This is a genomic window from Curtobacterium sp. Curtsp57 (assembly GCF_047324335.1).
In the GTDB taxonomy this organism is placed as follows: domain Bacteria; phylum Actinomycetota; class Actinomycetes; order Actinomycetales; family Microbacteriaceae; genus Curtobacterium.
Window position 1 is genome coordinate 894,984 of sequence record NZ_CP168511.1, and the last position, 17,950, is coordinate 912,933.

Here is a 17,950-nt window from a genome sequence, read left to right on the forward strand (position 1 = left end):
TGTGAGCGCGTACCTCGGAGTGGACCTGGCGTGGGGACTCGGGACCGCACGGCGAGCTGCGAACGAGACGGGGCTCGCGGCGCTCGACGAGCACGGGAACGTCCTCGACGCCGGGTGGGCCCGTGGCGTGGACGCCGTGACCGCGTGGGTCGTGGAACACCTCGGCCCTCGGACCCTCATCGGCGTGGACGCGTCGCTCGTCGTGACGAACCCGACGGGCATCCGCGAGGCCGAGCGACAGGTCGGACAGCGCTACGGCCGGTGGAAGGTCGCCGCGAACCCGACGAACCTCGCATCAGCGGCGAGCGCCGGCGCGCGGCTGCTCGATCGGCTCACCGCGCTCGGAGTCGGGTACGTCTCGGACACCGCGGGGATGCACGCGCGGACCACGCCCGTGTTGTTCGAGTGCTACCCCTACACGACGCTCGTGGGGGTAGCAGAGCTCGGCTACGACGACGAACGCCCCCGGTACAAGCGCCTCGACACCAGGATCACGCCCGCGACGGCGAGGGCCAGGCGGGCCGAGGCGTTCGACGACCTCGTGCGACGACTTCGGGAGACGCCGCTCGACCCACCACTCGCCCTCGACTCGCACCCGCTGACGGCTGCGCTCGCCGACCCGTCCGTGCTGCACGGCCCGACGCACAAGCACCGGGAAGACCTGCTCGACGGCGTGCTGTGCGCCTGGACGGCCGCGTTCTGGGACCGGCACGGCGACCGACGGGTGCAGGTGCTGGGAGGTGATCCGAGCCTCCCGTCCGACCCGGTGGACGAGGCGGGCCGGAAGCCGGTGGTCGTGGCCCCGACCCGTGAGTCGCAACGGCGCCCGCGGCTAGGGTTGGAGTCGTGAGCACGACGACCGAACCGCTGCGCATCGGGCTCGTCTCGCTGCACACCTCCCCCGGTGACGAACCGGGTTCCGGCGAGGTCGGCGGCATGAACGTCGTCGTCCGGCACCAGGCAGAGGCCCTCGCCGACCGCGGCCACCACGTCGAGATCATCACCCGCCGCTCGGCACCGGCGCAGCCGGACTCCGTGTCGCTCGTGCCCGGCGTCTGCCTGCGGTTCCTGTCCGCCGGGCCGGCCGAACCCGTGCCGAAGGGCGAGCACGACGCGTTCATCGAACCGTTCCGGCACGGACTCGCAGCGCTCGGCCCGTTCGACGTGCTGCACTCGCACCACTGGTTCTCCGGCGCGGCCGCGCTGCCCGTCGCCCGAGACCGCGGCATCCCGCACGTGCAGTCCTTCCACTCGATCGCCGCCGACTCCGCGACCCCGCTGTCGGAGGGCGAACGCCCGGAGTCCGCTGGTCGCATGGCCGGCGAAGCGATGCTCGCGCGCGAGTCCGACGCGGTCGTCGTCGTCAGCGAGTCCGAGGCCGAGACCGTGCGCACCCGACTCGGCGGCGACCCCGGCCGCCTGTGGATCGTGCCCCCGGGCGTCGACGGCTCGGTGTTCCGACCGGCTGCCGCCGGCGCCCGCCGCGCCGACGTCCCGTACGTGGTCGCCGCAGCACGCGTCCAGCCGCTCAAGGGCCTGGACCTGGCGATCGAGGCGATCGCCGGCATCAGCCAGGAGGCCCGTCCCACCCTCGTCATCGCCGGAGACTCCTCGAGCGAAGCGGGCGACTACCTCGCCGAACTGCGTCGGCTCGCGGCCGCGCACGGCATCGCCGACCGCGTCACCTTCATCGGACCGCAGTCACGGGCCGACCTGGCGTTCCTGTTCCGCGGCGCGGCAGCCGTACTGGTCCCGTCGCACTCGGAGACGTACGGCCTCGTCGCGCTCGAGGGATCCGCGTCCGGTGTGCCCGTCGTGGCCGCCGCTGCCGGTGGGCTCCGCGAGGCGGTGGTCGACGGGGAGACCGGCGTCGTGCTGGAGTCCCGTGCGCCGGAGGTCTGGGCCGCGGAGATCGAGCGCATCCTGACCGAGCCGTCGTACGCCGCCGAGCTGTCGGCAGCGGGGCGCGAACACGCGGAGCACCTGAGCTGGGAACGCTCGGCCGCCGGGCTCGAGCAGGTCTACGGTCGGGTGCTCGGTCGCTCGTGACCGCACCGGACCTCGACGGCTTCTGGGCAGCGCTCGACGCGGTGCCGGTGGCGGACGACGCCGAGGCGCTCTACGACGTCTGTACCGCGGAGGGGCGACTGCGCCGGGCGAACCTGTCGCGGTACCTGTCCGATGTCGGCAACGGCGCGGACACGTTGCTCGTCGCGGAGGCCCCGGGGTGGCGCGGCATGACGAACACCGGGGTGCCGTTCACGAGCGTCCGCGAACTCGGCCCGACCTACCGGATGCCGCCGGAGCCGACCGCGCCGTGGGAGGCGTCGTCGCGGGTCGTGCACGCGGCACTCCAGGACTGGAGCGGACCGCTCCCCGTCGCGTGGGCGATCTTCCCGCACCACCCGTTCGTCGCACCCGACCGGCTGACGAACCGGACGCCGCGTCCGGCCGAGGTCCGCGACGGGGCGCCGGTCGCGCTCGCGCTCATCGAGGCGCTCGGGGCATCGCGGGTGATCGCCGTCGGGCGGAAGGCCCAGGGGTCGCTCGCGCTCGCCGGCATCGAGGCGATCGCGGTCCGGCACCCGGCGCAGGGCGGCGCGACGCAGTTCACGGAGCAGCTCGCGGCGCTGAACCGCTGACGGGGCGTCAGGCGGACTGGACCTCGACGCCCTTCGTGGCGAGGGCATCCGCCACGTGGGCGGGCAGCCTCGTCGTCGCGTACACGGTCGTGAGCGCGGGGAGCTCGAGCAGGTCGTCCCAGTTCTGCGGGTCGTAGCGGTCGTCGGACCCGTCCCAACCGGGGTGCACGTCCTGCAGGATCTCGAGGTCCGGATCGAACGTGATCTCGGTGACGAGGGACAGGTGCGAGGGGAGCAGGTCGATGTCGTCGTAGTACTCACGGGCCCGGTCGTCCTGCCCCTCGACGTCGAGGTCCTCCTCGGTCTCGTCAGCGGACTCCACGTCGTACGACTCGATGACGTCGAGGTCGTAGCAGAGCACGTCGAGCACGAGCAGCTTCGCGTTGAAGTCGGCGAACTCGACGGGTTCCTCGGTGGTGTTCGACTCGTCGTCCATGGTGCGCAGCGTATCCGTGCGGTCCGGCGACTGCCCGGTTTCGAGCAGGACACGTTCGTGTTGCGATCGCCGGGGAGAACCCTGTGAAGCCGGACAGCATACTGTCCCCCGGAAGAGGGTGGTGCATGACCACCACGAACACCGAGGCCCCGAAGCAGGAGCAGCCTGAGCTCCGTCGGGTCATCGGCCCCAAACTCCTGCTGTTGTTCATCGTCGGGGACATCCTCGGCACGGGCGTCTACGCCCTCACCGGTCAGGTCGCGGCCGAGGTCGGCGGAGCAGCGTGGCTCCCCTTCCTCATCGCGTTCGCCGTCGCCCTGCTCACCGCGTTCTCGTACCTGGAACTCGTGACGAAGTACCCGCAGACCGCGGGAGCCGCGCTGTACGTCCACAAGGCGTTCGGCATCCACTTCGTCACGTTCATCGTCACGTTCATCGTGATGTGCTCGGGGATCACCTCGGCGTCGACGGCATCCCGCGCGTTCGCTGCGAACCTCGGCGCCGGCTTCGGGCTCGAACTGCCGAACGTGGTCGTGATGCTCATCGGCATGGGCTTCATGCTCCTGGTGATGGCGGTCAACTTCCGGGGCGTCAGCGAGAGCGTGAGGACCAACGTCGTGCTGACGCTCGTCGAGCTCAGCGGTCTCGTCATGGTGATCATGATCGGGTTCTGGGCCATCGCCGGGGGCAACGCGGACTTCTCGCGCGTGGTCATGTTCGACACCCCCGAAGACAAGGGCCTGCTGCTGTCGGTGTCGACCGCGACGTCGTTGGCCTTCTTCGCCATGGTCGGATTCGAGGACTCCGTGAACATGGCTGAGGAGACGAAGGACCCGTCCCGGATCTTCCCGAAGGTGATGCTGACGGGCCTCGGGATCACGGCGGTGATCTACGTGCTCGTGTCGATCTGCGCCGTCGCCGTCGTGCCGATCGGGCAGCTCGCCGGCAACGAGACGCCGCTCGTCACCGTCGTCCAGACCGCCGCCCCGGACTTCCCGATCGCGGACCTGCTGCCGTTCATCTCGATGTTCGCCGTCGCCAACACCGCGCTGATCAACATGATGATGGCGTCCCGGTTGCTGTACGGCATGAGCAAGCAGGGCGTCCTGCCGGGATTCCTGTCGAAAGTCTCCCCCACCCGTCGCACCCCGTCCACCGCGATCGTCTTCACGACGCTCATCTCGCTGGCGCTGATCGGCTGGGTCTCGCTCAGCCCGGACTCCCCCATCGTCGTCGTGCTCGGCGGCACCACGTCCCTGTTGCTGCTCTCGGTGTTCGCCGTCGTGAACCTTTCCGTGCTGGTGCTGCGCCGCGACAAGGTCGGGCACAAGCACTTCCGGGCGGGCGTCGTCATCCCGGTCATCGGTGTCGTCACGTGCCTGTGGCTCGTCCTGCCGTTCTCGTCCGGACGTGACATCGAGCAATACCAGATCGCCGGGGCCCTGCTCGGACTCGGGATCCTGCTGTGGATCGTGACGTGGTTCACGCACGGCAGGAAGCAGGCCGACAAGGCGCCGACCGGCCTCGTCACGGAACCGACGAGCGTGGTCCGCGACGGAGCACAGGGCGGCTCGCACGAGGGAGACCACCGGAACTGACCCGAACTGGGGCGGGTACGAGGGCGGCGCTTCCCAGGTCGCCCTCGTACCCTCGTTCAGGCACCCGGACGAGAGGACCCCCGCATGCACCGCGTCGGCATCACCCTGGCGTCCGTGTTCGGTGCGGGGATCGTCGCCGTCGGGATCGGTGTCGTCGTGCTCGTGGTCATCGCGGTGAACTCCCTGTCCGGCATCGGTGGTTCGTCGTCCACGCCGCGAGCCGTGACCTGCCCGGCCGCCGCCACGAAGACCGTCGGCGGCATCGCGGTGCCCGAGGGACCGGTCGCCGGCTACTGCCAGGACCGGCTCGTCAACGCAGCGGCCGTGATCGAGGCCGCACGGGCACTCGGCATCGGGCCGCACACACAGGCCGTCGGCGTGATGACCGCGATCGGCGAGTCCGGGCTGCAGAACCTGGACCACGGCGACGCCGTCGGGCCCGACAGCCGCGGACTGTTCCAGCAGCGGGACAACGGCGCGTGGGGCACCTACGAGCAGCGGATGGACCCGTACACCGCGGCGTCTATGTTCTACGCGAAGCTCGTGAAGGTCCCCGGCTGGAAGACGATGACGCCGACGCAGATGGCGCACGCGGTGCAGGTGAACGCCGACCCGGACCACTACGCGAAGTTCTGGCCGACGGCGAAGCAGGTCGTCGAGGGTCTGACGGGCGAGACCGTCCCCGACACAGCGCCGCAGGGCTGACCCAGCGCGCAGCGCCGGGTCCGTTTGCGCCACCGCCACCGTCACGCGGCGGCCTCGGTCACCTCGTCCTCGTCGAGCTCCACGAACGCCGCGCCGCCGTCGTGCACCACGACCTGCCCGCGGACCCGCACCCGGTGTTCGTCGAGCGTGCACGCCATCGCGTCGACCCACTCCCAGTCGACCGGGTACATGTGCAGGGCACCCGGCCGTTCCCAGGCCAGGATCACATCGGCCGCGCCGATCTGTTCGACGATGTCCGCCACGAGGGCGCCGAAGTCCTCGACGTGGTCGTCCGGCTGGTACGGCAGGTCCCCGATGGGGATGACGAAACGGATCGGCACGGCGTCGGCGCCGAGGAACAGCACCCAGCACTGTCGGCGGTGCGGGCGTTCGAGGAGCGCGACGACGAGGTCGACGACGTCGTCATCGGTACGGACTGCGGTTCGCTCGAGTCGGTCGAGCACGTCGGTGTCTGGCATGGCTCAACGGTCGCGGACCGAGGCCCCGAGCAGGGCGCCCGGATCGGACCCGGTGGACGGACCGAGCAGAGCGATCCCCTGTGGAGGAGCCGGTTCAGATCCCGTGGGAGATGGCGCTGTCCACCAGCAGCAGCGCTGCGAAGAACGCCGCGACGACCGCCGCCAAGCCGATCACCGCGATCGGCCACGCCAGGCGTCGTCGCACCATCCGCAGCACCGAGAAGAGGATCGCGAGCACCAGGACCAACGCGACCGCCACCGGCCCCGCGTAGACGACGACCCCGCCGAGCGTCTCGTCACACCGGTTCCCCGGTGCGGTGCACGAGTGGAACGCGAGCGAGAGGAACACGATCCCCCACCCCGCGACCACCGCAGCCGCCGTCGCGATGGTGAGGACGGCGATGGTGGCGACCATGTCCGCGACGCGACGGCCACCCGTCAACTGATGCCGAGCCTCCAGTCCGGACACGGGCACGGCCATCACGACCGCTGGCGGGACCCGCCACGCGTGGACCACAGCGCAGCGGCGACCAGCAGTGGCTGGCCGAAGAGACGGGCGATGCGCTTCTCGTCGGAGTCGAGGCCGAAGCCGTCCCGCCGGTTCAGCCACTGCGCGATGTTCCCGGGGAAGACCGCGACGAAGAAGAGCGCGACGACCGTCCCGACGAGCCGACGACGGCGGGACGCCAGCACCAGTGCCGAACCGAGGCCGACCTCCGCGACGCCGGATGCCAGGACGGTGGTGTCCTCGTCGATCGGCACGAACTCGGGGACCTGCGCGCGGAACTCCTGGCGGGCGAAGGTGAGGTGGGACGTGCCGGCGAACACCAGCGCGAGACCGAGCAGGACACGGACGAAGGAACGCATGCACCCAGCATGCCCGTCTCGATGGACGGACGCCCGGTGGTACCCCCTGAACCGGCGTCTCCCGGACGTCTGAGAGCCCGGGTACGGTCAGGACATGGCTGCACGGACCCGCGATCAGGAGCCACCAGCCGCACCCGCGTCCGTCGCCGTGGTCCTCGGCTTCGTCACCGCGTACCTCGGTGCCGTCGTCCCCGCCGAGTCGATGGTCCGTCACATCCTCCTGTGCGCCGTCTTCGGCATCGTCGCCGTGCTCAGCGGCTGGCGCGCCATCGCCATCTCCGGCAGGCGGATCGGACCACGCGTCTGGGCCTGGGTCGGGATCGTGATCGGTGGCGCCGGCCTCGTCTCCCTCGTCTGGCAGGCGCTCGCCATCACGACCCACGGAGCGGTGCCGCCGCCACCGTGGGCCCCGTACCTGCCGGGCTGACGGACTGGAGGCTCGTGGCGGGCCCGCCACGAGCCTCCCGTCCGCCACCTCAGCACCCCGGCGGCGTCTGGCCGGCCGGACCGCCGGGCCGAGCGCAGGAGCGCCGCAGGGTGCAGAGTGGCCGGGTGACAACGACGCCGCAGCCCTCGCTCTTCCGCCGCAAGCCGATCGACCAGATCGACGACGAGACCGGGGGCGAGGACGGCCTGAAACGCCACCTCGGTCTCTGGCAGCTCACCGCGATCGGCATCGGCGGCATCATCGGCGCGGGCATCTTCACGCTCGCCGGCACCGTCGCGCACGGCATCGCGGGTCCTGCGGTGCTCATCTCGTTCCTCGTCGCCGGGGTCGCGAGCGCCGCCGCTGCCCTGTCGTACGCGGAGTTCGCGGGCATGATCCCGAAAGCAGGCAGCGCCTACACGTACGGGTACGCGGTCCTCGGCGAGATCGTCGGATGGTTCATCGGCTGGGACCTGCTGCTCGAGTACACCGCGATCGTGGCGGTTGTCGCGATCGGCATCTCCGGCTACGTCGGGTTCCTGGTCGGTCAGTTCGGCATCGACCTGCCCGCCTGGATGCTCGGCGCGCCGGGGACCGGGGACGGCCACGTGATCGACGTCTTCGCGATCATCCTCTGTCTGCTCACCGCGTTCGTGCTGACCCGCGGCATCCGGAGCGCCGCCCGGTTCGAGTTCGTCGCCGTCGGCATCAAGGTCCTGCTCGTGGTGCTCATCGTCGTGCTCGGGGTGTTCCACATCAACAGCGCCAACTACTCCCCGTACTTCCCGTTCGGCTTCGGCGGCGTGATGACCGGTGCCGCGACGGTGTTCTTCGCGGTGTTCGGCTACGACGCGATGTCCACCGCCGCCGAGGAGTCGAAGGACGCCCGCAAGCACATGCCGAAGGCGATCCTGCTGTCCTTGGCGATCTCGATGGTGCTCTACGTGCTCGCGACCCTGGTGCTCACCGGCATGCAGAAGTACACGGACATCGACCCCGCGTCCGGGTTCTCGTCGGCGTTCGCGTCCGTCGGGCTCGGCGGCGTGGCGAACATCATCGCGATCGGAGCCATCGTCGGCATCGTCACGGTGCTCGTGACGTTCATGCTCGGCGCCTCTCGCGTGTGGTTCTCGATGAGCCGCGACGGCCTGATGCCGAAGTGGTTCTCGAAGACCGACCCGAAGCGCCACGTCCCCACCCGCGTCACCTGGATCCTCGGCATCTCGTCGGCGGTCCTCGCCGGGGTACTGCCGATCGGCGTCGTCGCCGAGCTGACGAACATCGGTATCCTGCTCGCCTTCGTGGTGGTGTGCACCGCCGTCGTCGTGCTCCGCTACACCCAGCCGGACCTGCCGCGGCAGTTCACGCTGCCACTGATGCCGATCGTCCCGATCATCGGCGTCATCGCGTCGCTGTGGCTCGTCACGTTCCTGCAGTGGGAGACCTGGGTGCGGTTCGCGGTGTGGTTCGCGATCGGGCTCGGGGTGTACTTCGGGTACTCGCGGAAGCACAGCAAGCTGGCGGATCGGGTCTAGCGAGTAGACCCATGGTTCTGCCATGCTCATCGCATGGGGAAACTGAACGAGCCCTCAGGCTCACCACCTGACGTCACACGACGAAGGATCATCCAACTCGCAGCAGCAGCGGTCGCGGCGATGGCAGCCGAAGGGGCCTTCGCCGCCGCTCCGGCACTCGCTGCGACGACCTGGTACTACCCGCACACCCGCAAGTACTCCGTCACGTCGCCGTACGGGTACCGGATCCACCCGATCACCGGGGTGAGGACCTTCCACGACGGCGTCGACATCGGTTCGCCCAACAACGAACCGATCTACGCGATGCGGGACGGCGAAGTGATCGTCGCCGGTGTGCTCGGCGGCTACGGCAACTTCGTGCGGATCCGACATGCGGACGGCTCCACCACCGGATACGGACACATGAGTCGGATCCGCGCATCAACAGGACAGAAGGTCGTCGCCGGCACCCGCATCGGGGACGTCGGATCGACCGGCGACTCGACCGGCCCACATCTGCACGTCGAGTACCGCACCACGGCCGGATCAGCAGATCCCGGCTCCATCCTCAGCAATGCACCCGTCGCGGTGCCCGGTGGCGTCGTCACGCCGCCGATCGAAGAACAGGACCTCGGAATGGCATACCTCATCAACGACGGAAGCCGCGGCGCACTCGTGGGCGCTGGCTACTTCGGTTCGCTCAACGGCGAAGAGTTCGGAATCCTCATGCGCTCGGGGATCTACGACGTGAAGGTCATCAACGCGCGCGAATTCGACGTCACACGAGAAGCACACAACAAGACGCCGGTCTGGTTCAACAAGCTCGTGGACGCGATCGCCGCCAAGGTCTGATCGCGCCCCGTCGATGATGGTCGGCGGTGGCGGCACGGTGGACGCGTGCTGGCCACCGCCGATCGACGTTCAGGCCTGTTCGCGTCGGTGCTTGCCCGCCGCGGCGGTCGGATCCGCCAGCGGGTGGTTCCGGAACCAGCGGAGCAGCTCGCGCGCTCGACTCTGGTCCGCGCTGGCGTCCCCCGAGCCCAGGAACGAGCTGAACCCCTCCGGCAGCTCCGACGACTCGTCGCGGTCGAACGCCATGGTCCACTCCGGGAAGCGCCGGGTGTGGATCGACTCCTCGACGAGCAGGGAGACGTCGTGGTGCCGATCGTCCTCGAGGATCCGCGCGTACGTCGCCATCACGGCGTCGTACGGCCCCTCGAGGAGCTGCATGAACCGACCGGCGCGGTACACCAGGAGGCCGGAGAGACCGTCGCCGGTGTTCCGCTCCCGCGCGTAGGACAGGATCGTCTCCAGCTCGTCGTCGTCGAAGCGCTCGCGAGCCGAGCTCATGTAGACCAGTGAATGCAACATCGTGCGTTCGAGCATGCCCTGCCGACGCCGCCGCGGACAGCCCCTGTCCGGGTGGCCGTGCGCCTTCGGCTCCGGCCGCGGGGGTCGGTGGTTGCTGGCACGATGGACCCGTGCCAGCCGCCCCGATGATCGACGCCGTCGACGTCATCCGCTTCGTCGGGCCGCAGACGTTCGGTCGTGCGCGGGACATCGTCCGCCGCGGGCTCGTCGACGACGCCACATGGCACGACGACGGCACGATCACCGGGGTCGTGGCCGGCTCCGCCGACGAACCGTACGAGGTGCACGTCGACACCACCGCCGCACGCGGCGAGTTCGTCCGCCCCGTCAGGTCGCGCTGCACGTGCCCGATCGGCGGCGAGTGCAAGCACGTCGCCGCCGCGCTCCTCACCATCAACGCCCGTGCCGTGGCCGCGCACGCCGGCCCACGAGCCGAAGAACCGGCTCCGCCGGCCCCGGACTGGAGGCACGAGGTCGCCCGCCTCGCCGGCGACACCCCGCCACCGGTCACGTCCACCACGTCGACCCCGCTGGGTCTGCAGTTCGAGCTCCGCGACGCGGTGCCCGCGCGCATGGCTGCGCGCGCGCGATCGGCCGGTCGGGCGCTGCCGACGGCGTCGCGGTCGGTCCGACTCGGCGTCCGCCCCGTGACCCGCAGCGACGCTGGCAACTGGGTGCGCGGGCAGCTCACCTGGGGCACGCTCCCGTACTCGATGAACCGGCTCGGCCTCGGCGCCGAACAGCACGCGTGGTTCCTGCAGTTCGCCGCCCTGCACCGTGCGGGCGCGCTCGCCGGACTCCCCGGTGAGAGCGACTGGATCCACCTCGACGACTTCCAGAGCCCCCTCCTCTGGCCGCTGCTGCGACAGGCTCCGTCGCTCGGGGTCGCCTTCGTGACCGGCAAGCGCGAGGGAGGGGCAACGCTCGGCACCGACGCCCGCGTGCTGCTCGACGTCGCTCGCTCGGACACCGGGATCGTGATCGGCACCAGCGCCGTGCTCGACGGCCGTCCCGTAGCGGACGGCGCCGCTCGGCTCATCGGTGACCACGGGCTCTACGTGTTCCGCGAGTCGCCGGAGTTCCGCGTCGAGCTCGCCCCGACGCCGGAGCCCGTCCCAGCGGACCGGCGGCGCATGCTCGTCGAGGGCACCAGGATCCAGGTCCCCGCTCCCGAGGTGTCCGAGTTCCTGGCGGACTGGTCGCCACGACTCCGGGGCGCGCTCGGGCTCGTCAGCTCGGACGGCTCGATCGAGCTCCCCGAGCGGACTCCGCCGGAACTCGTGCTCACCGTGACCTTCGAACCGGCCCGCGCACCCCGGACCGACGACGTCGCACACCTGCAGTGGCGCTGGCACGTCGACGGCCGGAAGGACCCGGTGTCGATGCACGGGCCGCTGCCGGACCTGACCGGTGTCCGCGCCGCCGACGACGTGGCGGAGTCGCTGGCGTGGTTCGTCGACGGGACGGTCGAGGGAGCAGACGTCGCGGTCCTCGCGAACGAGCTCCTCCCCGCGCTCCCCGACCACGGTGTGCGGGTCGTCGTGCAGGGTGAGCGCCTCGACTACGAGCGCCTCACCGGCAAGCCGAACATCCGCGTCACGACGATGCCCTCCGACAAGCACGACTGGTTCGACCTCGGCATCATCGTCAGCGTCAAGGGCAAGGAGATCCCGTTCACGCCGCTCCTGACCGCGCTCGCGAGCAGGCAGCGGCGGCTCAAGCTCGTCGACAACTCGTACCTGTCGCTCGCGGACCCGGCGTTCGACCGGCTGAAGGAACTCATCGACGAAGCCCGCGACCAGGACGAGTGGGAGCCGTCGCAGCCGATGACGGTCACCCCCCTGCAGGCCGGGCTGTGGTCCGAGTTCGACCAGCTCGCCGACGAGACCGACCACGACGAACGGTGGGCGGCGATGGCGGCGCGGCTCCTCGACGCGGCGCCCCCTGGTGACGTCGCCGTCCCGGACACCGTCCACGCAGACCTCCGGCCGTACCAGCTGTCCGGGTACGCCTGGCTGTCGTTCCTGGTGTCGAACGGCATCGGTGGGGTGCTCGCCGACGACATGGGACTCGGCAAGACCCTGCAGGCGCTCGCCATGATCGCCGCGCGCCGGGGTACCGCGCCAGACGACCCGCCGTTCCTCGTCGTCGCACCGACCTCGGTCGTCGGGAACTGGGCGGCCGAGGCAGCACGGTTCGTCCCGTCGCTGCGGGTCGCCACGATCGAGACGACCTCGTTGAAGGACCCCGCGCTCGTCGCCAGGACCGCTGCCGCGTCGGACGTCGTCGTGACCTCCTACGCGCTGCTCCGGCTCGACGCCCGCGCCTACACCGACCTGCCGTGGTCGGCGCTGCTCCTCGACGAAGCGCAGTTCGTGAAGAACCCGCAGTCGCAGACGCACCGGGCGGCCGCGGAGCTGCAGGCCCCCGTGAAGATCGCGATCACCGGCACCCCGCTCGAGAACGGGTTGACCGACCTCTGGGCGCTGTTCTCGATCGTCGCACCCGGGCTGCTGTCGTCGTGGACGCGGTTCGGCGACGACTACGTGAAGCCCCTCGCCTCTCCCGACCTCCGCGGCTCCGCGCGCCAGGAGCTCACGGCACGTCTGCGCCGTCGGATCCGCCCGCTCATGCTGCGGCGGACGAAGGAGAGCGTCGCCGCCGACCTGCCACCGAAGCAGGAGCAGGTCGTCCGGGTCACGCTCGACCCGGCGCACCGGGACGTCTACGAGCGGACGCTCAACCGTGAGCGCCTCAAGGTGCTCGACCTCATCGACGACCTCGACCGCAACCGGATGATCGTGTTCCGGTCGCTGACACTGCTCCGGATGCTCGCGCTCTCCCCCGCGCTGGTGTCGGGTGAGTCAGAGGACATCCCCTCCGCCAAGCTCGAGCTGCTGCTCGACGAACTGGAGCAGCTCGCGGCAGAGGGCCGTCGCGCACTCGTGTTCAGCCAGTTCACGTCGTTCCTCCGCATGGTGGCCACGGCCCTCGACGACCGCGGCATCGGGTACGAGTACCTCGACGGCTCGACACGGGCCCGCACGAAGGTGATCGACCGCTTCCGGAACGGCACCGCCCCGGCGTTCCTCATCTCGCTCAAGGCCGGCGGCTTCGGGCTGACCCTCACCGAAGCGGACACCGTGTTCGTGCTCGACCCGTGGTGGAACCCCGCCGCCGAGTCACAGGCCGTCGACCGGACCCACCGCATCGGGCAGACCCGGTCGGTGAACGTCAACCGGTTCATCGCCGAGGACACCATCGAAGAGAAGGTCCTCGCACTCGCGGCCCGCAAGGCCCAGCTCTTCGCCACGATGATCGACGACGACGCCCTGTTCGCCGACGACCTGACCGCCGAGGACATCCGTTCCCTGCTCGCCTGATCCGGCGCGGCACGCTCAGCCGAGCGACGCGGTCCACTCGGCCGTGGTGACCACGTCTGCCTGGCGCGGGAAGACCTTCTCGAGCAGCACCCGGTGCACCTCCGGGTCGGAGTCGACGCACGCGTCCGACAACACCGTCAGGCCGAAGTCCAGGTCCGCGGCCTGCCGCACCGTCGACAGCACGACGCCGCTCGTGGCGATGCCGCAGAGCACGAGGTCCCGGACGTCGAGCCCACGCAGGAGCACCTCGAGGTCCGAACCCGCGAACGCACTCACCCGCAACTTCGTGACGACGATGTCGTCATCGCCGGCGCCGAACGCCGGGTGGATCTCGGTCGCGTCCGGCGACTGCTGCGCCATCCGTGACGCCATGCCCCCGAACATCTTGTTCGTCGCCGCAGCCTCTGGCGCGCCGGGTCGGAACGCGACGCGGACGAACAGCACCGGGATCCGCCGCTCCCGCGCCGCCGACACCGCGGCCGTCGCGGCGGCGAGTCCCTCGTCGGTGCCGAGACGCTCGACGATGCCGTTCTGGTAGTCCATGACGAGGAGTGCGGTGTTCACTCCGCCGACGCTACCTCCCGAGTCCGTCGATGCGGTCGACCTCGTCGTCGGTGAGCTCGACGCGGGCGCCGGCTGCGTTCGAGGCGATGCGCTCCGGCTGGGACGACTTCGGGATGACGACGAAGCCGTGTGCCACGTGCCAGGCCACGATGACCTGCGCCGTGTCGACGTCGTGCGCCTCGGCGATCGAGACCAGCGTCGGGTCCTGCAGGTTGCTCGCCTTGAAGGGGCTGTACCCCTCGAGCACGACGCCGCGGTCGCGCAACCCGTCGGCCACGGTCCGGTCGAACTCGGCCGGGCTCCACTTGATCTGGTTCACCGCCGGGGTGACACCGGTCGCCTCGGTGAGCTCGTCGATCTGGGCGAGCGAGTAGTTGCTCACCCCGACGGCCTTCGTCAAGCCGTCCTGCTGCGCCTGCACGACCTGCTCCCAGACGTCCGGTCGCGCCTCGCCGTTCGGCGGCCAGTGCACGAGCCAGAGGTCGAGGTGGTCGAGTCCGAGCTGGTCGAGGCTCTCCTCGATCGTGGCGCGGACCCGGTCGGCGTTGTCCGGCGGCAGCTTCGTCGTGACGAAGACGTCGTCGCGGGCGAGCCCGGAGGCCGCGACGGTCTTCCCCACGCCACGCTGGTTGCTGTAGCCGGTGGCCGTGTCGATGTGCCGGTATCCGGCCTCGAGTGCTGCGTGCACCGCAGCGGGGGCGTCGGCGTCGGCGATCTGCCAGGTCCCGAAGCCGAGGAGCGGCATCGCTCCGCCGGTCACCGGTACGGACGGTTCTGCGAAATCGGTCATGCCATCGTGTCTACGCGGCGATGTCGGACGCTGCCACCAGGATCGAGGGACACACCATCGAGCACCACCTGGAGCACCACCCACCATGCCGTCACGCCGACGCCGCAGGACCCGCCTGACCCTGACCTCCGCGCTGATCGCCCTCGGCATCGCCGTCATCGGGTACGCCCTCCACACCACGGATCTCCAGCCGACCGAGGCAGAGGCGGCACCAACGGCGACCACGTCCGTCGGCGCGAGCCCGGTCGGCGAACCGACGAACACGCCGACCGCAGCGAGCGCGCCGGAGCCGAGCCGAGCCTCCAGTCCGGCCGACGCGGCGCGTGCGCGCACCCTGCTGGCGGCCCTGCCCGTCAAGGGGAAGGCCGCGGCGACCGGGTACGACCGCACGGCGGACTTCGGCACCGCCTGGCTCGACGTCGACCGCAACGGGTGCGACACCCGGAACGACGTCCTCGCACGCGACCTGACCGAGATCACCAAGCGCGGCCCGTGCACGGTCACGAGTGGCGAGCTCGTCTCGCCGTACACCGGCGGGGCGATCGACTTCGTGCGGGGCGACACCACCTCGACCGAGGTCCAGATCGACCACGTCGTCGCCCTCGAGAACGCGTGGATCACGGGCGCGCAGCAGCTCGACCAGTCCGAGCGAGAGGCCCTGGCGAACGATCCGGAGAACCTCTTCGCCGTCGACCAGCACTCGAACGCGCAGAAGCGCTCCGGCGACGCCGCCACCTGGTTGCCGGCGAACACCGCGTTCCGCTGCACCTACGTGGAGCACCAGATCACGGTGAAGACGGAGTACCGGCTGTGGGTCGTCCCTGCGGAGCTCGACGCCATGTCCCGCGTGCTCGAGCGGTGCTGATCCCGAGACGGCTGCGCGACGGTCAGGAGGCACGACTCGTCTCCGCCGGTCGTGGCAGCATGCTGGCATGGCTGAGCAACTCACCGTCCCGCAGGCGTTCGCCCTGCTCCTGACCGAGCCCGACGGTCGTCGGGTGCTCGACGCCCAGCGGTTCGACGCCGGACTCGCGGGTGCGGTCCTGGCTGACCTCGCGGTCCGCGGCGTCGTCTCGCTCGACGGCAAGCACGTCCAGGTGGTCAGCGGCGCGCCCACCGGCAGTGCGGTCCTCGACGACGTGGTCGGGACCATCGCTGCGTCGGGCGGACCGCGAGGGGCGAAGTGGTGGGTGACCAGGCTCGGGAAACGCCAGCTCCGCGACGACGTCTACGCCGAGTTGGTCAGCAAGGGGCTCCTGACGTCGACGCAGCGCACGACGCTCCGCATCTTCACGACGACGTCCTTCCCCGAGGCGGACGGGCGACCCGAGCAGCAGCTCCGGACCACGGTCCTGAGCGTCCTCGACGGGCATGCCGCACCGACCCCGTTCGCAGCTGCGGTCATCGGCCTGCTCGATGCCACCCGCACGCTGCGCGGACAGTTCGGCAAGGTGGACAAGGCGCGTGTCCAGGACATCACGTCCGGCACCTGGGCGTCGGTCGCCGTGAAGCGGGTGCTGCAGGACGTGCAGACCGCCATCATGCTGGCCGGCGTCACAGCCGCGTCGGCCGCGACCGCCTCGTCGAGCTGAGCGCCGCGCGGAGCCGCGGTGCGACCAGCGACGCCGAGCCGGCGACTCCGAACACACCCGTCAACAGCGATCGGCGGGTCAACTGCGATGGTGGCACGGAACTCATCGGACGACGTCGGCACTGGATCGGGCACTGGATCGGACTGTATGCCCCGGCTCCGATACCGGTGTCCGGAGTGCGCATCCAGGCCCGTTGCCCTCGCGCGTGGGACCATGGCCGTCCACCACTTGGAGGAGTCCGATGAGCAACGACCAGTCGACCGGGTCGGCATTCGGCCGCGGTGTCGAGAACAGGGCGTCGACCGCAGCGAGCGAGCTCCGGCGGCGCATGGCGTCGTCGGCGGCTGGGTTCCTCGGGAGTGCCGCCTGGGTGCCCTGGAAGTCAGCGGACGCCCCGGACGGCGGGAGCATCGCGCACGTGATGATCCGCGACCTGCCCTTCGTGCCGGTGTTCACCGATCCAGCTGAGCTCGCCGCCGGGCTCCCCGACACCGAGGCACGCCCGGTCCGGATGGCCGAGCTCGTGACCGCCGTGCCCGAGGAGTTCGGCATCGTCGTCGACCCGACGAGCGGCGAGGCGGCGAACTTCCTGCACGCGGACGCCCTCGCGGCCATCCGCGCCGAGCTCCGCGGCGCGGTCGCTGACGAGGCGGCCGTCGAAGCCTGAGCGCATGAGCGGCCCGGAGCGCATCCGGGCTCACCCGTGACCGATCCGGTTCGCGAAGTCCGGGCTCAGAGAACCAGATCGGTCAGCATCATCAGCAGAAGCGGCCCCGGCCGGGTCGGGTTGAGGCGACCAGCGGTCAACCGCCGAGCAGCGACGCCGCGACGCTGGACAGCGCGATCAATCCCGCCACCGGGACCCCGACCACACCGAGGAACACAGCGAGCGCCACTCGACGCCGACGCAGTCGAGCCCCCTCGACCTCTCGCACGAGCCGCTCGAAGCGCTGTTCAAGGCGGAGCGTGTCGTCCAGCACGACTGCCGCAGCGTGCCAGGTCCCGCGATCCTCTGCCAGCATCGAGAGGTACCGGACCGCCTCGTCGGAGTGGGCTCGAGCACGGCCGGATATCCAGGGCCGCACCTGCTCGGGCGTCAACACGACGACGGGCGGACGCTTCTTCCCGAACCGGATCTGGTCAGCAGCTACGACGAGGAGTGGTTCCACTTCGATCGGCCCCCCTGCTGCCGCCGAGAGCAACCGCGTGGCCTTCCGGCCCTCACTCTGCGCTGCTCCGATGTGCGACGTCTTCTTCCCGCTGACCATGAACGACCCGCCACCGACGAAGACACGCTGGCCGCTGTGGTTCTTCGTGTTGATCGAGAAGACGCCGCTCGGCCCGATGACCAGATGGTCGATGTCCGTCGATCCCGTGCCCACAGGAACGGCGTGGAGGACCGTGAACGCGGGTCCGAGCCGTTCGAGCTCCGCGGCGACGCGCCGCTCTCCGACCGCTCCCTTGAACCACGAACGTGCCGCTGGGATGACCGGGTCAGAACCCCAGAAACGCTGCGCACTCGTTCGGCTCGGCACGGAGGACTGGATGCGTAGGCACTCTTGCATCACGGCATACCCAGGCC

General features: G+C 70.4%; 20 protein-coding genes. 12 read left to right on the forward strand and 8 right to left on the reverse strand.

The window, feature by feature from the left end:
- The first annotated feature begins 1 nt into the window (after nt 1).
- Genes ACEN9V_RS04205 through ACEN9V_RS04215 form a run of 3 tightly spaced genes read left to right on the forward strand, consistent with a single transcriptional unit; the run spans nt 2 to nt 2,642 of the window.
- On the forward strand, nt 2–850 hold the full coding sequence (locus tag ACEN9V_RS04205; protein WP_413602254.1) for a DUF429 domain-containing protein: 849 nt from the start codon (nt 2–4) through the stop codon (nt 848–850).
- A complete protein-coding gene (locus tag ACEN9V_RS04210; RefSeq protein ID WP_413602255.1) occupies nt 847–2,049 on the forward strand; it encodes a glycosyltransferase in 1,203 nt (400 codons plus the stop codon). Before ACEN9V_RS04205 ends, ACEN9V_RS04210 begins: the two co-directional genes overlap by 4 nt.
- A complete protein-coding gene (locus ACEN9V_RS04215) occupies nt 2,046–2,642 on the forward strand; it encodes a uracil-DNA glycosylase (RefSeq protein ID WP_413602256.1) in 597 nt (198 codons plus the stop codon). Before ACEN9V_RS04210 ends, ACEN9V_RS04215 begins: the two co-directional genes overlap by 4 nt.
- Nucleotides 2,643–2,649: 7 nt before the next feature.
- On the opposite strand, the gene ACEN9V_RS04220 is transcribed toward ACEN9V_RS04215, so the two are convergent.
- Nucleotides 2,650–3,078 carry a DUF6892 domain-containing protein gene (locus ACEN9V_RS04220; RefSeq protein WP_413602257.1) on the reverse strand — a complete coding sequence of 143 codons (429 nt, stop codon included), beginning with the start codon at nt 3,076–3,078 and terminating at the stop codon, nt 2,650–2,652.
- A 125-nt stretch (nt 3,079–3,203) separates the two neighbouring features.
- Between ACEN9V_RS04220 and ACEN9V_RS04225 the strand changes: the two genes are divergently transcribed.
- Nucleotides 3,204–4,676: an APC family permease gene (locus ACEN9V_RS04225; protein ID WP_413602258.1), complete on the forward strand. Its 1,473-nt coding sequence runs from the start codon at nt 3,204–3,206 to the stop codon at nt 4,674–4,676.
- 84 nt (nt 4,677–4,760) lie between these two features.
- The gene (locus tag ACEN9V_RS04230) at nt 4,761–5,381 is read left to right on the forward strand and encodes a hypothetical protein (RefSeq protein ID WP_281264105.1); all 621 of its coding nucleotides are present in this window, start codon (nt 4,761–4,763) and stop codon (nt 5,379–5,381) included.
- 41 nt (nt 5,382–5,422) lie between these two features.
- On the opposite strand, the gene ACEN9V_RS04235 is transcribed toward ACEN9V_RS04230, so the two are convergent.
- From ACEN9V_RS04235 to ACEN9V_RS04245, 3 genes are all read right to left on the reverse strand, one after another.
- Nucleotides 5,423–5,860 (reverse strand): hypothetical protein, encoded by a 438-nt coding sequence (locus ACEN9V_RS04235; RefSeq protein WP_413602259.1) that lies wholly within the window; start codon nt 5,858–5,860, stop codon nt 5,423–5,425.
- 94 nt (nt 5,861–5,954) lie between these two features.
- Nucleotides 5,955–6,275 carry a hypothetical protein gene (locus ACEN9V_RS04240; RefSeq protein WP_281264103.1) on the reverse strand — a complete coding sequence of 107 codons (321 nt, stop codon included), beginning with the start codon at nt 6,273–6,275 and terminating at the stop codon, nt 5,955–5,957.
- 65 nt (nt 6,276–6,340) lie between these two features.
- The gene (locus ACEN9V_RS04245; RefSeq protein ID WP_413602260.1) at nt 6,341–6,727 is read right to left on the reverse strand and encodes a hypothetical protein; all 387 of its coding nucleotides are present in this window, start codon (nt 6,725–6,727) and stop codon (nt 6,341–6,343) included.
- 94 nt (nt 6,728–6,821) lie between these two features.
- Between ACEN9V_RS04245 and ACEN9V_RS04250 the strand changes: the two genes are divergently transcribed.
- The 3 genes from ACEN9V_RS04250 to ACEN9V_RS04260 all read left to right on the forward strand — a co-directional run bounded on the left by ACEN9V_RS04250 (nt 6,822) and on the right by ACEN9V_RS04260 (nt 9,520).
- Nucleotides 6,822–7,154, forward strand: coding sequence for a hypothetical protein (locus ACEN9V_RS04250; protein ID WP_413602261.1), 333 nt, complete (start codon nt 6,822–6,824; stop codon nt 7,152–7,154).
- Between the two features lie 125 nt (nt 7,155–7,279).
- The gene (locus tag ACEN9V_RS04255) at nt 7,280–8,689 is read left to right on the forward strand and encodes an amino acid permease (RefSeq protein ID WP_413602262.1); all 1,410 of its coding nucleotides are present in this window, start codon (nt 7,280–7,282) and stop codon (nt 8,687–8,689) included.
- A gap of 120 nt (nt 8,690–8,809) precedes the next feature.
- A complete protein-coding gene (locus ACEN9V_RS04260; protein ID WP_413602263.1) occupies nt 8,810–9,520 on the forward strand; it encodes a M23 family metallopeptidase in 711 nt (236 codons plus the stop codon).
- Between the two features lie 69 nt (nt 9,521–9,589).
- On the opposite strand, the gene ACEN9V_RS04265 is transcribed toward ACEN9V_RS04260, so the two are convergent.
- Entirely contained in the window at nt 9,590–10,054 is a 465-nt protein-coding gene (locus ACEN9V_RS04265; protein WP_413602264.1) for a BLUF domain-containing protein, read from the reverse strand.
- A gap of 95 nt (nt 10,055–10,149) precedes the next feature.
- On the opposite strand from ACEN9V_RS04265, the gene ACEN9V_RS04270 reads away from it, so the two are divergent.
- The gene (locus ACEN9V_RS04270) at nt 10,150–13,422 is read left to right on the forward strand and encodes an SNF2-related protein (protein WP_413602265.1); all 3,273 of its coding nucleotides are present in this window, start codon (nt 10,150–10,152) and stop codon (nt 13,420–13,422) included.
- Nucleotides 13,423–13,437: 15 nt separating this feature from the next.
- Here ACEN9V_RS04270 and ACEN9V_RS04275 read toward each other — a convergent pair whose 3' ends face one another.
- Together ACEN9V_RS04275 and ACEN9V_RS04280 are read right to left on the reverse strand one after the other, a co-directional pair.
- Nucleotides 13,438–13,986: a cysteine hydrolase family protein gene (locus ACEN9V_RS04275; protein ID WP_413602266.1), complete on the reverse strand. Its 549-nt coding sequence runs from the start codon at nt 13,984–13,986 to the stop codon at nt 13,438–13,440.
- 10 nt (nt 13,987–13,996) lie between these two features.
- The gene (locus tag ACEN9V_RS04280) at nt 13,997–14,776 is read right to left on the reverse strand and encodes an aldo/keto reductase (RefSeq protein WP_413602267.1); all 780 of its coding nucleotides are present in this window, start codon (nt 14,774–14,776) and stop codon (nt 13,997–13,999) included.
- An 85-nt stretch (nt 14,777–14,861) separates the two neighbouring features.
- On the opposite strand from ACEN9V_RS04280, the gene ACEN9V_RS04285 reads away from it, so the two are divergent.
- From ACEN9V_RS04285 to ACEN9V_RS04295, 3 genes are all read left to right on the forward strand, one after another.
- Nucleotides 14,862–15,641: an HNH endonuclease family protein gene (locus tag ACEN9V_RS04285; RefSeq protein ID WP_413602268.1), complete on the forward strand. Its 780-nt coding sequence runs from the start codon at nt 14,862–14,864 to the stop codon at nt 15,639–15,641.
- A gap of 67 nt (nt 15,642–15,708) precedes the next feature.
- Nucleotides 15,709–16,368, forward strand: a complete 660-nt coding sequence (locus tag ACEN9V_RS04290) for a GOLPH3/VPS74 family protein (RefSeq protein ID WP_413602269.1) — start codon at nt 15,709–15,711, stop codon at nt 16,366–16,368.
- Between the two features lie 241 nt (nt 16,369–16,609).
- Complete coding sequence (locus ACEN9V_RS04295) at nt 16,610–17,035, forward strand: SseB family protein (protein WP_413602270.1); 426 nt, start codon at nt 16,610–16,612, stop codon at nt 17,033–17,035.
- Between the two features lie 136 nt (nt 17,036–17,171).
- Here ACEN9V_RS04295 and ACEN9V_RS04300 read toward each other — a convergent pair whose 3' ends face one another.
- Nucleotides 17,172–17,903: a nuclease-related domain-containing protein gene (locus ACEN9V_RS04300; RefSeq protein ID WP_413602271.1), complete on the reverse strand. Its 732-nt coding sequence runs from the start codon at nt 17,901–17,903 to the stop codon at nt 17,172–17,174.
- Nucleotides 17,904–17,950: the final 47 nt, after the last annotated feature.